15 protein-coding genes are annotated in these 13,261 nt (G+C 56.9%); 13 read left to right on the forward strand and 2 right to left on the reverse strand.

Going from position 1 to position 13,261, the window contains the following annotated elements; translation table 11 throughout:
- The first annotated feature begins 75 nt into the window (after positions 1-75).
- The 3 genes from QU667_RS01970 (at position 76) to hutW (ending at position 3,400) form a co-directional block, all read left to right on the forward strand.
- Complete coding sequence (locus tag QU667_RS01970) at positions 76-888, forward strand: DUF134 domain-containing protein (RefSeq protein ID WP_304987672.1); 813 nt, start codon at positions 76-78, stop codon at positions 886-888.
- Positions 889-1,244: 356 nt separating this feature from the next.
- Positions 1,245-1,745 carry a flavodoxin family protein gene (locus QU667_RS01975; RefSeq protein WP_304987673.1) on the forward strand — a complete coding sequence of 167 codons (501 nt, stop codon included), beginning with the start codon at positions 1,245-1,247 and terminating at the stop codon, positions 1,743-1,745.
- Positions 1,742-3,400 (forward strand): heme anaerobic degradation radical SAM methyltransferase ChuW/HutW, encoded by a 1,659-nt coding sequence (gene hutW, locus QU667_RS01980; RefSeq protein ID WP_304987674.1) that lies wholly within the window; start codon positions 1,742-1,744, stop codon positions 3,398-3,400. Before QU667_RS01975 ends, hutW begins: the two co-directional genes overlap by 4 nt.
- Before the next feature lie 62 nt (positions 3,401-3,462).
- Here the strand turns inward: hutW and QU667_RS01985 are convergent, their stop codons facing one another.
- A complete protein-coding gene (locus QU667_RS01985) occupies positions 3,463-4,569 on the reverse strand; it encodes an A/G-specific adenine glycosylase (protein ID WP_304987675.1) in 1,107 nt (368 codons plus the stop codon).
- A gap of 161 nt (positions 4,570-4,730) precedes the next feature.
- On the opposite strand from QU667_RS01985, the gene QU667_RS01990 reads away from it, so the two are divergent.
- The 10 genes from QU667_RS01990 (at position 4,731) to QU667_RS02035 (ending at position 12,345) form a co-directional block, all read left to right on the forward strand.
- Positions 4,731-5,108, forward strand: a complete 378-nt coding sequence (locus QU667_RS01990) for a PBECR2 nuclease fold domain-containing protein (RefSeq protein ID WP_304987676.1) — start codon at positions 4,731-4,733, stop codon at positions 5,106-5,108.
- Between the two features lie 217 nt (positions 5,109-5,325).
- Complete coding sequence (serS, locus tag QU667_RS01995) at positions 5,326-6,597, forward strand: serine--tRNA ligase (RefSeq protein WP_304987677.1); 1,272 nt, start codon at positions 5,326-5,328, stop codon at positions 6,595-6,597.
- Positions 6,594-7,148 carry a UbiX family flavin prenyltransferase gene (locus QU667_RS02000; protein ID WP_304987678.1) on the forward strand — a complete coding sequence of 185 codons (555 nt, stop codon included), beginning with the start codon at positions 6,594-6,596 and terminating at the stop codon, positions 7,146-7,148. Before serS ends, QU667_RS02000 begins: the two co-directional genes overlap by 4 nt.
- A gap of 5 nt (positions 7,149-7,153) precedes the next feature.
- Positions 7,154-7,783: an acyloxyacyl hydrolase gene (locus QU667_RS02005; protein WP_425541858.1), complete on the forward strand. Its 630-nt coding sequence runs from the start codon at positions 7,154-7,156 to the stop codon at positions 7,781-7,783.
- A gap of 247 nt (positions 7,784-8,030) precedes the next feature.
- On the forward strand, positions 8,031-8,714 hold the full coding sequence (gene rnhA / locus QU667_RS02010; protein WP_304987679.1) for a ribonuclease HI: 684 nt from the start codon (positions 8,031-8,033) through the stop codon (positions 8,712-8,714).
- Between the two features lie 274 nt (positions 8,715-8,988).
- Positions 8,989-9,756: an MlaE family ABC transporter permease gene (locus QU667_RS02015; RefSeq protein WP_304987680.1), complete on the forward strand. Its 768-nt coding sequence runs from the start codon at positions 8,989-8,991 to the stop codon at positions 9,754-9,756.
- Positions 9,757-9,765: 9 nt separating this feature from the next.
- Positions 9,766-10,512, forward strand: coding sequence for an ABC transporter ATP-binding protein (locus tag QU667_RS02020; protein ID WP_304987681.1), 747 nt, complete (start codon positions 9,766-9,768; stop codon positions 10,510-10,512).
- Positions 10,509-11,789 carry an MlaD family protein gene (locus QU667_RS02025; RefSeq protein WP_304987682.1) on the forward strand — a complete coding sequence of 427 codons (1,281 nt, stop codon included), beginning with the start codon at positions 10,509-10,511 and terminating at the stop codon, positions 11,787-11,789. Before QU667_RS02020 ends, QU667_RS02025 begins: the two co-directional genes overlap by 4 nt.
- Positions 11,790-11,840: 51 nt before the next feature.
- Positions 11,841-12,125: a BrnT family toxin gene (locus QU667_RS02030; RefSeq protein WP_304987683.1), complete on the forward strand. Its 285-nt coding sequence runs from the start codon at positions 11,841-11,843 to the stop codon at positions 12,123-12,125.
- Positions 12,126-12,135: 10 nt separating this feature from the next.
- Positions 12,136-12,345: a BrnA antitoxin family protein gene (locus tag QU667_RS02035; protein ID WP_304987684.1), complete on the forward strand. Its 210-nt coding sequence runs from the start codon at positions 12,136-12,138 to the stop codon at positions 12,343-12,345.
- Positions 12,346-12,426: 81 nt separating this feature from the next.
- Here the strand turns inward: QU667_RS02035 and QU667_RS02040 are convergent, their stop codons facing one another.
- Positions 12,427-13,197, reverse strand: coding sequence for an enoyl-CoA hydratase/isomerase family protein (locus QU667_RS02040; protein WP_304987685.1), 771 nt, complete (start codon positions 13,195-13,197; stop codon positions 12,427-12,429).
- Positions 13,198-13,261: the final 64 nt, after the last annotated feature.

Consider the following 13,261-nt stretch of genomic DNA (forward strand, 5'->3'; position numbering starts at 1 on the left):
AAAGCAAATTATAATTGACATATGCCGAAAACTTTGATAAGATTATAACTGTCATATGACAGAAATGGAGGAGTTATGCCGCGACCAAAGAGATGCCGGCGCATCGGCGTTTATCCCGATTTTTGGAGTTTTGCGCCGGAGGATGCGGAGGAGGAGACGGCGGAGTCCGTTGTCCTCCAACTGGATGAGCTTGAGACGATCCGACAGATCGACTACGGGCGGCAGACGCAGGAGGAATGTGCCGCCGCGATGGGTGTGTCCCGCGCGACGGTGACGAGTATCTATGAGGCGGCACGCTACAAGCTCGCGGAGGCAATCATCTGCGGGAAGCGTATCCGCATTGCAGGCGGCGCGTATCGGATCGAGAACCCGATTGCGCCGGAGATTCAGGACAAAGGAGAGTATATGATGAGAATCGCAGTACCCTATGAAAATGAGACGATTGAGCAGCACTTCGGCAGGGCAAAACAGTTTAAGTTCTATGATGTCGAGAACGGCACGGTACAGTCCTCGGAGGTTGTGGACACGGTCGGCGAGGGGCATGGCGCACTCGCGAGCTTCCTCCACAGTGCGAAAGCGGATGTTGTGATCTGCGGCGGCATCGGCGCGGGCGCACAGACGGCTCTCGCGGAGGCGGGCATTGAACTCGTATCCGGCGTGAAGGGGAATGCGGATGAATGTGTCACACAGCATCTCGCAGGGACACTTGAGCGCAGCGCGGATGAGGGCAAGTGTACGCATCGCCATCAACATCAGCACGGCAAGGATCATGCGCACGGGCATGGCTGCGGTCATGAGGAGCATGGTCACGGCTGTGGACATGAGGGACATGAGGGACATGGCGGACACCATGCGCATGGTGGACACTGCGGACATCACGCACACTGATTCTGTAAGAAGAACACCGCTTCGGCGGTGTTTTTTGATGGGAAAAGATAAATATAAACTATCATAGATATAAAATAATGAATTATATATAGTTGTGATATAAAAATAAAAGTTCACATCAAGCTGAAGAAAATATGGACGTGTATTTATCGATTCGTTGATATAAATGAGAATATAGTTGAGAATGAATATGTATTTTTATAAAGTCGGTGTAAAAAGAATCAATTATGAATTTGCTTCATAATTATTATTTATGATTTTTAAGAAAACCTCTTGATTTTTATAGATGGTTGGTATATTATACAAATGAACTAACCGTATAGAATATTCATGTTGATATATAGGAGCCTATTGTTATGAAGAATGATATTGCTGTCATTTACTCCTCGCGTACGGGGAATACGAAAAAGGTCGCGGAGCATCTGGCGGAGGCGCTCGGTGCGTCCTGCCACAGCGTCAAGGATACGTCGGCAGTGCCCGATGGGGCGACGCTCTGCATCGGCACATGGATCGACCGTGGGACGGCGGATGCGGCGGCGAAGAAGTACATCGAGAGTCTGCGCGGACGGCGCGTTTTCCTCTACGGCACGCTCGGCGCGGAGCCTAACTCGGAGCACTGCGCGAAGTGCATCGCGAACATCCGCGCACTCTTTGATCCGTCCAATGAAATTTTGGGCGCGATCCTAGTGCAGGGGGCGATCGACCCGATGCTCATCGAGATGTTCAAGAGTATGCCGAAGGACAATGTGCACGCGTTCACCGCCGAGAACGCGGCACGCTACGAGGCGGCGGCAAGTCATCCCGATGCGGAGGATTTTGCAAAGGTGATTGCGGCGGCAAAGGAGGCACTTGCATGAATACGTTTGAAACGAAACTCGCGGCACTCTCGGAGGAAGCGCGCGGCTGGCTGCTCGGTACGAAGTCGGAGAACCCGCTCGGCTGTGCCTTTGCGAAAAAGCGTGTGGTGCATCCGGGTGCGGGCGGCAAGCGGATGATTATGGACAAGGCGGAGCAGGCGCAGATCTGGGCGGAGCTGATGGCGCAGACCCCCGATCCTGCTGACGAGCGTGCGGTCTACATCCACATCCCGTTCTGTGACAAGAAGTGCAGCTACTGCGGATTCTTTCAAAACTTCACGCGTGAGGAAGCGGCGCATCACTATGTCGATGTCCTCATCGACGAGATCGAGGCGGCGGCAGATACCCCTTATGTGACGGGGGCGCCGTTTCAAGCGGTATTCTTCGGCGGCGGTACACCGACGGCGCTCAGTGATGCAGATCTTTCACGGCTCGTACGTACGGTACGCGAGCGTCTGCCGCTCACGAGCGACTGCGAGATCACGCTTGAGGGGCGTATCCACGATCTCTCAGAGAGCAAGGTCGAGGCGGCGATGAATGCGGGCATCAACCGTTTCTCCCTCGGCGTGCAGTCCTTTGATACGCGCGTCCGTCAGGCAATCGGGCGCATTGACGACCGCGAAACAGTGATCGCAACGCTGCGCCGCATGGTCGAAAAGCAGGGGGCTGTCGTCATCGCAGACCTCATCTACGGTCTGCCCTATCAGTCGATGGAGATCTGGGAGAACGATGTGCGCACGCAGTTCGAGATCGGGATTGCGGGCGGCGACCTCTATCAGCTCAATGTGTTCCCCGCGAGCGAACTGGCGCGGCGTATCGACTCGGGCGATCTGCCCATGCTTCCGACGACGGAGGAGCAAGCAGAGTATTTCAAACGAGGTATTGAGATCGTCGCGGAGAATCCGATGGCTCGCCGCATTGATACGACGCATTGGACGACGGATCACCGCGAGCGCAGCCTATATAATACGCTCGCCAAGCGCGGCAACGACGTTCTCGCGTTCGGCTCGGGGGCGGGCGGTTTCATCGGTCAGATGATGTGGCGCAACCACGGTGCGCTTGCACCGTATGAGAAGATGGTGGAGGAGGGCGCCAAGCCGTTTCAGTTCATGGGCGAGCAGGCGGACGAGCACCGTATGCACAGCGAGATCGGCGACCAGATCGAGCATGGCTGCCTCTACGCACCGTTCTTCGAGAAGAAATACGGCGTTGATCTCCTCACGGAACTTGAGCCGCTCCTTGCCGCATGGGCGGAGAACGGGCTCATCACGCGCACGCGTACGGGTTTCCTTTTGACGCGTGCGGGCGAGTTCTGGCACGACAACCTCATCCAGGGCTTCCTCGAAGCGTACGCACTCACGCAGGAGGACGAGGTGAGGCTCCGCAAGGAGAACGTCGCGCTGCAGGACATGATTCCGAAATCCGTGCGCTCCATGCTTGAGGCGATGTTCCCCGACGGAATGCCGGAACAGATGGCGGCGGCACTGCGCGGCAAGCCGACACCGGAGATGGAGAACCATCCGCATATGCAAATGCTGCGGAATCTGATTGAGAAAGAGCGGGAGAAGGAACGCGCCTCGGCGGCGGAAAATGCTGCGCCCGACCTCAATACCGTGATGCGCACGCAGTCGCGTGAACTTGGAAAAGCTGTGTAATATAAATAGAAATACAGCCCGCTTGGATGTGCTGATGTCCAAGCGGGCTGTATTCGTGTGTGCTATCGCGGCGTAAAGTACCCAAACGCCGTGGGGATACTGTAGGTATCGGCAAGCTCTGCGCGGCGCACCCAGAGAAGGGCGGAGGGGGCAGCATCATTGTCCTCCGCTGCCATCAGCGGCGGCTCGTTCGTGTCGGCGACTGTGACCGCCCAACCCGTCAGATCCCATTCGATGTGCGAGAAGATATGACGTGCGGACGGGAGCGGCGCGATGTCGAGAATGTGAAATCCCTTTTCTTCGAGATGTTCGCGTACGGCACGTTTGTTTAGCTTTTTGTCGATGTTCGGATATTCCCAAAGACCTGCGAGGAGTCCCCGCGCAGGTCTTTTTCGTATGGCGATTTTTTCGCCGCAGGAGAGAAGGAGAACGGTTCGTTTCTCCTTGCGACGTGCTTTGAGTGCAGTTTTTACGGGATAGTTCTGCTCCGTGCCGCGATCATGTGCGAGACAGAGCTGCGCGACGGGGCAGGTGTGGCAGAGCGGCGCACCGTTCGGCAGACAGATGGTCGCACCGAGATCCATAAACGCCTCGTTGAGCAATCCCGCCTCGCGTCCGCTCGGATAGGAAGTGGCAAGCGCCGACTCAAGCGCACGCTTCGATGTGTCCTTTGCAATGTCGATCGCATTCGCCGTGATGCGTGCGGCGACGCGCAGGAAGTTGCCATCGACGGCGGGGCGCGGCTCTCCGTAGGCAAAGGAGGAAATCGCACTTGCGGTATAGCGTCCGATGCCGGGGAGGGCGAGCAGTGCGTCAAAGTCCTTTGGCAGCTGTCCTTCATGTTCGCGAACGATGACCTCTGCCGCACGTTTGAGGTTGCGGGCGCGGCTGTAGTATCCGAGCCCCTGCCAGAGTTTCATGAGCGCATCGTCATCCACGGCGGCAAGCGCGCGGACGCTCGGCAGCGCATCGAGGAAGCGCAGATAGTAGCCGCGTACAACGGCGGCACGCGTCTGTTGGAGCATGATCTCCGAGATCCAGACGTGATACGGCGTCGGTTCGTCGCGCCACGGCAGGTCGCGCGTGTCGGGGGCGGACGTGCGCCATGTGAGCAGAGCCGCGCACAGGGCAGGGAAAACAGAACTTCCCTCCCACGGTAAAATTTTCATGAAAAAGCTCTCCTTTTCTCCGAGATTTTACTAGCCTTACGTGAAACGGGAATGAAGGAACGGTCTTTTCTTTACAAAGTGCGCCCTTTGTACTATGATAAATTGATAGGAATCGCTGAATTTATCAGTGCTTCCTATCGTATGTGGATGGAGGCTCTGCTGTGATTTATAACATCTGCAAAATCGATCTTGCACTTTATAGCGTTGTTGCCTCCAATATCGTTACGGATGAGGTTATTATTACGAGTGAGCGAATTGAGCACATACGAAGTCGGCACAGAGGCGCCTTTGAGGAATACGGGGCTTACTTTGCAGAGATTTTACAATCACCGGATTATATTCTGGAGAACAGACGTAATACAGCAGAAGTTTTGAAAGAAATATTGCACAACGGAAAGAAGTGCAAGCTGATCTTGCGCTTGCAGACCGGTAGCGATCCGAAGGGGTTCAAAAATGCTGTTATCACTTTCCTGCACATACGTGACAGTGAGTGGCGGCGGCTTCTCCGCAGCAAGAAAGTTCTTTACAAAAGAGAATAAAATGTATAGAATAAAGATAGCATAACAGCGATTTGAGGTGGGAGATTTCGTCCAGCCCACACGCCGATGGCACGACAGGGAGAACCCGAGTAGATGCAGGAGAATTGGACGCCTGCCAAATTGCTGTTACAGGAAAGCCGTCCGACATGGACGGCTTTTGCTTTTAGTTTCTGTGTGTGATAGAATAACAGAAAATCTGCATAATGGAGTGATTATAATGTTGGATATGAAATTTGTGCGCGAGAATCTGTCGGCGGTGCAGGAGATGCTGAAGAACCGCTGCAACGCGCTCGATCTCACGCCGTTTGCGGCACTGGATGAGCGTCGGCGTGTGATTTTGCAGGATGTGGAGGAGAAGAAGGCACGCCGCAACGCCGTATCGAAGGAGATCGGTGTACGCAAGAAGGCGGGCGAGAACGCGGACGATGTGGTCGCTGAGATGCGTGCGCTCGGCGATGAGATCACGGCACTCGACGATGAACTGCGCGGCGTGGAGCAGAGTTTGCGCGAGCTGCTGCTCCAGATTCCGAATATGCCGAAGGCAGACGTGCCCGTCGGAAAGGACGATACAGAGAATCCCGAGGTGCGCCGTTGGGGTACGCCTCGTACATTTGATTTCGAACCGCAGGCGCATTGGGACATCGGGGAGAAACTCGGCGTGCTCGATGCGGAGCGTGCGGCGAAGGTCACAGGGGCACGCTTCACGTTCTACAAGGGGCTTGGCGCACGCCTCGAACGCGCGTGTATCAACTTCATGATGGATCTCCATGCACAGAAGCACGGCTACACGGAGATGCTTGCGCCCTACATCGTGAACGAGGCAAGCATGGTCGGGACGGGGCAGCTGCCGAAGTTCGCGGAGGATATGTTCAAGCTCGACGGGCTCGACTACTACCTCGTGCCGACGGCGGAAGTACCGACGACGAACTACCACCGCGACGAGATCCTGGATGCGGAGCAGCTGCCGGAGTACTATACCTCCTATACGGCGTGCTTCCGTGCGGAGGCGGGCAGCGCAGGGCGCGATACGCGCGGTCTGATCCGTCAGCACCAGTTCAACAAGGTGGAGCTGATTAAATTCGTTACACCCGAGACGAGTTGGAACGAGCTGGAAACGATGGTGGAGGCGGCGGAGGACGTGCTGAAGACGCTCGAACTGCCGTACCGCGTCGTGCAGCTCTGCACGGGCGACATGAGCTTTACCTCGGCGAAGACGTATGACATCGAGGTCTGGATGCCCGCACAGGACAAATACCGCGAGATCTCGTCCTGTTCGAACTGCACGGACTATCAGGCGCGCCGCGCGAACATCAAGTATCGTCCCGCGCGCGGAGCAAAGCCCGCCTTTCTCCACACGCTGAACGGTTCGGGCGTTGCAGTCGGGCGTACGGTGGCGGCGATCCTTGAGAACTGTCAGCAGGCGGACGGCTCTGTCGTTGTGCCGAAGGCACTCGTGCCGTACATGGGCGGCGTTACGGTCATTCGATGAAAAAGATTGTTGTCGGCATCACGGGGGCAAGCGGCAGTGTATACGCCGTTCGCCTCATTGATGTTCTGAGGGAGCAGGGCATCGAGGTGCACGCCGTTGTGACGGACAGCGGACAGCGCGTGCTGGACTACGAGTGCGGTGTGACGATGGAGGAACTTTCACGGCGCGTCGATGTGCTCTATCCGAATGCGGACGTGGGCGCGGCAATCGCAAGCGGCTCGTTCCGCATGGATGCGATGGTCGTCCTGCCATGCTCGATGAAGACGGCGGGGGCTATCGCCCACGGTGTGACGGATGATCTCCTCACGCGTGCGGCAGACGTGACGCTCAAGGAGGGGCGGCGGCTGCTCCTCGTGCCGCGCGAGACCCCCATGCACGAGATTCACCTTGAGAATCTGCTGCGGATCGCACGCGCGGGGGCGGTCGTGATGCCCGCCGCGCCCGGCTTTTACCACAGACCTGAGACACTGGACGATCTCGTCAATATGATGGTGGGCAAGATCCTCGACCGTCTCGGCATCGAGGCGGAGCTCTTTCCCCGTTGGAGGTGACAGAAATGACGTTTTTCAAAGTAAAAATGACGGCACTCGCGGCTGTGCTCGCGCTGAGCGCGGCGGGGACGGCGGCTGCTGCGCCCGCAGAGGCGGACGGGCATACGATGCAGATGCAGATGCACATGGGAAATTCCTCGGCGCAGGACAAGAAAGCCGAGATCCAGATGGACTATTTGGAGCATCGCGGCGAGCGTCGTTATATCGACCTTTACAATCTGCACGTTTTCCGCCAGTACAAGGAGATGCACGGGATGTCGCTCCACTGGGGGCTGACCGTTTCGCGTGCCGTCGGTTCGTGGGCGGAGAAGGACACGCCCGATGTGCGTCTCAACTCGTCCGCCGTTGGTGCGGGGCCTGCGTACATGGTGCGCTGGACGAAGCCGCTCGGCTCGAAATGGGAGGCGTCGTTTGACGCGACGGGGGCGGTTCTCGTCTACAACGACGTGCACCCCGCATACACGCGTAACTACGGATTTATGTGGCGCATCGGGCCGCGTATGACGTACAAGTTTAATGAGCACAACGCTCTGAGTGTTGCCTATCTGGGGCATCATGTGTCGAATGGACAGCGGACGAAGAATCCCGGCTACAACGGCATCGGACTCTCGATCGGCTATCGGTACGCGTACTAAAGGTGAAGTTACGGGCGAAGGGATTTTGTTCCTTACGTTGCTCCTAAGCGAACCCTAGTGGAGCAAGTGAGTAAAGCGTGCGACTCGCCCCCGGCGTACTTCTTTCGTTCAAGCGAAGCGCGTTTAAGAAGTGCGCCGGTATTTAGGCGAACGAGCACGCGATCACTTGCGTAACTAAGCGTTCGCGTGGAGCGCGTAAGGAACGTGACTCTGGAACATTCCTCGTAAAGACTAAAGGGGCTTATTTTTGGCAAAGAAATTTTATGCCGTGAAGCGCGGGCGCAAAACGGGCATCTTTACCGTCTGGGCGGAGTGCTCCGCGCAGGTGCAGGGCTTTCAGGGCGCGGTGTATAAGGGTTTTATGACCGAGGCGGAGGCGCGTGACTGGCTTGGCGGTGCGGGGAACTCGGCTGTGGTGAACACTGCAAAGTGTGGCACAGCAGCGAAAAAATCGTCCGCGCCGACCGTCGATGCTCCCGTTGACGCGGACTATATCATCCACACGGACGGCTCGTGTCTCCGCAATCCCGGCGGCGCAGGCGGCTGGGCTGCCGTTATTGAGACAGTCGCAACGGGCGAGGTCAGAGAGCACAGCGGCGGCGATCCTGAAACGACGAACAACCGCATGGAACTGACGGCGGCACTTGAGGCGATGAACGCTGTGCCGGAGGGGGCACGCGTCGCCCTCTATACGGACAGTCAGTATCTGAAGAACGCATTCACAAAGTTCTGGCTGCCCGCATGGAAGAAGCGCGGATGGAAGAAGGCGGACGGCGAACCCGTGCTCAATCAGGATCTCTGGATACAGCTCGACGCAGCATTTGCTGCACGGCGCGTGCAGTTCCACTGGGTCAAGGGGCACGCGGGCAACCCGCGCAACGAACGCTGTGACGAGCTCGCGCGGAGCGAGGCGGAGAGATTCAATAGGTGATTTTTGTTTGTCTCGTGCAATGTCCCATGCGAACGCCTCGTTGCGCAAGTGATCGTGTACTTGTACGCTCAAATACCGGCGGACTTCTTAAACGCGCTTCGCTTGGACGAAAGAAATCCGCCGGGGCGTACCGCACACTTTCCTCACTTGCTCCACTAGGGTTCGCTTAGGGACATCGCATCGATACGTCGCAACCTAAGCCTCCCTCTATGACGGAGGAGGGAGACCGCTTGTGGTGGTGGAGGCATACAAAATCTACGAAAGGAGGGAATTCATGCAGCGCATCTTCGAGGCGGTGGGACGCTTTGTCCTCACGCATCTTGCGAACATCGGGCGCATCACACTTCTCTACGCCGAGACGGCGCGGCAGGTCACGCGGCGTCTGCGCGTGCGGAGCATCATCTACCAGATGGCGCATCTCGGTGCGGATTCCCTCCTCATTGTCGGGCTGACCCTCCTTTTCACAGGCATTGTGTTGACCCTCCAAATCGCACACGAGTTCATCCGCTACGGAGCGCAGAGCACCATCGGCGCAGTCATCGCCATCGGCATCGGGCGCGAGCTCGGCCCCGTCCTCGTCGGTGTCGTCTGCGCGGGGCGCGTGGGCGCAGCGATTACGGCGGAGGTCTCCACGATGAAGGTCACGGAGCAGATCGACGCGCTGCGCGTTATGGCGGTCAGCCCCGTGAACTATCTCATCGTGCCGCGTATGCTCGCGTGCATGATCGTCGTTCCCGTCCTCACCGTATTTGGCGACGTGATCGGCGTTCTCGGCGGCTACCTCACGGCGGTGCACTACTCGGGCATATCGCCCTATACCTTCACACACTCCATCACGCAGTACGCAGCGATCTACGACATGACGGGCGGCCTCGTCAAGGCGATTTTCTTCGGCAATGTCATCGCCGTCCTTGGCTGTCACTACGGGCTGAACGCGCCGAGCGGCGCGGAGGGGGTCGGCAAGGCGACCATGCAGACCGTCGTTACATCCATCATCGTTATTTTTATTCTGAACGCCGTCTTGACATTCTTCTTGTTCTGAGGACACGCTATGATACGACTGAACAACGTCAGAAAGTGTTTCGGGGACAAGGAAGCACTCAAGGGGATCAGCCTCACCATCGAAAAAGGGGAGACCATCGCCATCATCGGCGGTTCGGGCTCGGGCAAGTCCACCCTCCTGCGCCTGATGATCGGACTGGATCGCCCCACCTCTGGCGAGATCTACCTCGGCGACGACAATATCACGGCGATGAGCGAGGACGCACTCGACCGCGTGCGCCTGCGCATGGGGATGGTATTCCAGTACTCTGCGCTCTTTGACTCTATGAGTGTCGGGGAGAACGTCGCGTTCGGGCTGCGCGAGCATACCAATAAGGGTGAGGATGAGATTCGCCGCATCGTGGCGGAAAAACTTGCGCTTGTCGGACTGCCCGATGCAGCGGCGATGATGCCGCAGGAACTCTCGGGCGGGATGAAAAAACGCGTGGGGCTTGCGCGTGCGATTGCCACCGATCCCGAGATCATCTTCTACGATGAACCAAGCTCGGGGCTCGACCCCATCATGACGGCAAAGATCGACGAACTGATTATTGATATGCAGCGGAAACTCGATGTGACCTCGATTGTCGTTACACATGACATGGTGAGTGCGAGCCGCATCGCCGACCGCATTGCCATGATTTACGAGGGGCAGCTTATCGCCGTCGATACGGCGGAGCGATTTCAGGATATTGAGGATGAGCGCGTACAGGCATTCTTCCGTACGCTGCACCATCGCAGGGAGGTTGGGGCATGAGCGCAGAGGCAAAGGTTGGAGCGTTTACACTCGGGGGCGTGGCACTCCTCATCGCCGTTGTCATGTTCTTCGGCGGGCTGCGCTTTGGCGGGAGTTCGGACTATATGCTCTACGCGGGATTTGGTCGCGCCGTCGGGCTGAACCCCGAGGCACAGGTTCTCCTCTCGGGCGTTCCCGTCGGACAGGTCGAGGAGATCGTGAGCGATGGACTGGGGGTCACGGTCTCCATGCGCATTCGGGACGGCGTGAAGATCCCACGCGGTTCGTCCATCACGATTGGGCAGCCCGGCATTATGGGGGATAAATTCATCATCATCACCCCGGCGGCAAGTTCGGACTTTTATACGGGCGGCGACTACCTTTACGGCGAGAACGAGATGGGCATGGATACCATGTTCACCGAGCTGAACAAGATGATTATTCAGGTCGAGGCGATGCTCACATCCATCAACAACATTGTCGGCGCTCCCGGCTTCCAGACCTCGATGGTGCAGCTTGTCGTCAATATGGAGCAGATGACGGCACACCTCGACGGCCTGACCGCGACGTTGGAGCAGATGGCGAACGAGAACCGCAGCGACCTGCACGCCATGCTCGCGAACATGAACAATATGACGGGCAGCCTCGTGCAGACCACGGCAAGCGTCGAGCGCATCATGACGAATCTTGAAACCGTCGGCGCAGACCCGCAGACAGCAGAAAATCTCAGAAAGACACTTGAAAACATCACTGCCTCCTCCGAGCGCATCCTGCGCATCGCCGAGGGCATCGAGGCAGTCGCGGGCGACCGAGAGACGCAGGAGGACGCACGCGCCCTCATTCACAACGCACGCATGATGACGGACAAGGCGGGCGGACTTATGGGGCGGCTGCAGAACGTCAAGGTCACGCCGAAGGTGGACGCGATGTACAGCGGCAAGGCGGACGACTGGCGCACGAACGTGAACCTCGATGTCGGCGAGAAACAGGGCATGTATGCGACATTCGGCGTGGACGACATTGGCGGCGGTGATAAATTTAATGCGCAGGTTGGTACACGCGGCACGTCCTTCGGCGCACGCGCAGGCGTCGTCGCGGGCGCGGCGGGGGTCGGCGTGGATGCCTACGCAGGTGAGAAATTCAAATTCTCTGCCGATGCCTACGATCCGAACGATGTCAGCGTACGTCTGCGTGCGCAGTACCAAGTGAAGGACGGCACATATCTCTTTGGCGAGTGGAACGATGTGAACGACAGCACTCGCCGTGCGTTCTATACGGGCGTGCGACAGGAGTTTTGAGACCCGATCAGTTTTGATTGACGAGCAGTAGAATATATGTATAATATAATTATGGATATACATTTTGCATGGGATGAAGAAAAGAACCGTTCCAATCAGAAGAAGCATGGCATTTCCTTTGAGGAAGCGGCGACCGTGTTCTATGATGATGATGCTCTTCTCAAATACGACGAAGCACACTCTCTGGATGAAGAGCGGTTCGTTATGCTTGGAATGAGCAAAGCGAATCGTATGTTGGTTGTTTGTCACTGCTGCCGTATGGGAGGTGTGCTGCGTATCATATCTGCACGAAAGGCAACCCGAAGAGAGGAAAGTCAGTATTGGGAGCGTCTTTAGGAGGGATACTATGAAAGAAGAATACGATTTTTCGGATGCGATAAAAAATCCATATTCCAAACGTCTCAAAAAACAAATCACAATCAACATCAATGATGAAACCGTTGCGTACTTCAAGGCGCAGTCCGCAGAGGTCGGCATTCCTTATCAGACACTTATTAACTTGTATCTGTCCGACTGTGCGGCGCACGGCAGAAAACTGAATCTGTCATGGCAGTAAAAACAGCCTCATGAAACATCATCTTGTTTCATGAGGCTTTCGTATCTCTATAGATATATAGGCAGCGGTATCGCTGCTTTTTTATTGATTAAACTGGGGTTTTCGTCCCTCAAGGAATGCCGTCACCGCCTCGCGGTGGTCGGCAGACGCGCCCGCTCGTGCGAGGTTTTCCGCCTCCAGACGGCTGTACGCCATATAGTCGCGGTAGAACACCTCATAGTAGAGCTGCTTTTGCATCGCGAGTGCGCCGAGCGGGCGGCGCAGGAGCTTCGCAGCAAAGGCGTGCGTCTCCTCCGCGAGCTTTCCATCGGGGGCGAGCCGCGTCGCAAGCCCCAGACGCAGCGCCTCCTCACCGTAGACGGGCGCACTCAGCGCCATGAGCTCAATCGTCCGCGCAAGCCCGACGATCTGTTTCAGATGATAGATACAGCCTGTATCACCGGGGAGCGCGACATTTGAGAATGCCGTGAGCAGACAACTTTTCTCCGTCATGATGCGGAAGTCCGCACCGAGTGCGATGCCGCAGCCCGCACCTGCCGCCGCACCGTTCACCATTGCAATCACGGGCTTCGAGCACTTGCGAAGAGAAAGCGATGCCTGTCCCGTCAGGATGGAGAGATCATAGCTGATGAAGTCGAACGATGCCATCTCCTTGATGTCGCCGCCGGCGGAGAAATTCTTGCCCGTGCCCGTAATGATGAGAACCTTCACCGCATCGTCTGCGTCACAGTGCTCCACCGCAGCGATCAGATCGCGGAACATCGGCGCATTCAGCGCATTGTTCGAGGCGGGGCGGTCGATCGTGATCGTCGCAATGCCATCCTCGATATGCAGTTTAATATGTTCGTCCATGGGAGACCTCCTTAAAATAGTCTATTTGAAATTAACTGACGACTATTCAAAAAATTATGCTTGT

This window comes from Selenomonas dianae (assembly GCF_030644225.1).
GTDB classification, from domain to species: Bacteria; Bacillota; Negativicutes; order Selenomonadales; family Selenomonadaceae; genus Centipeda; species Centipeda dianae.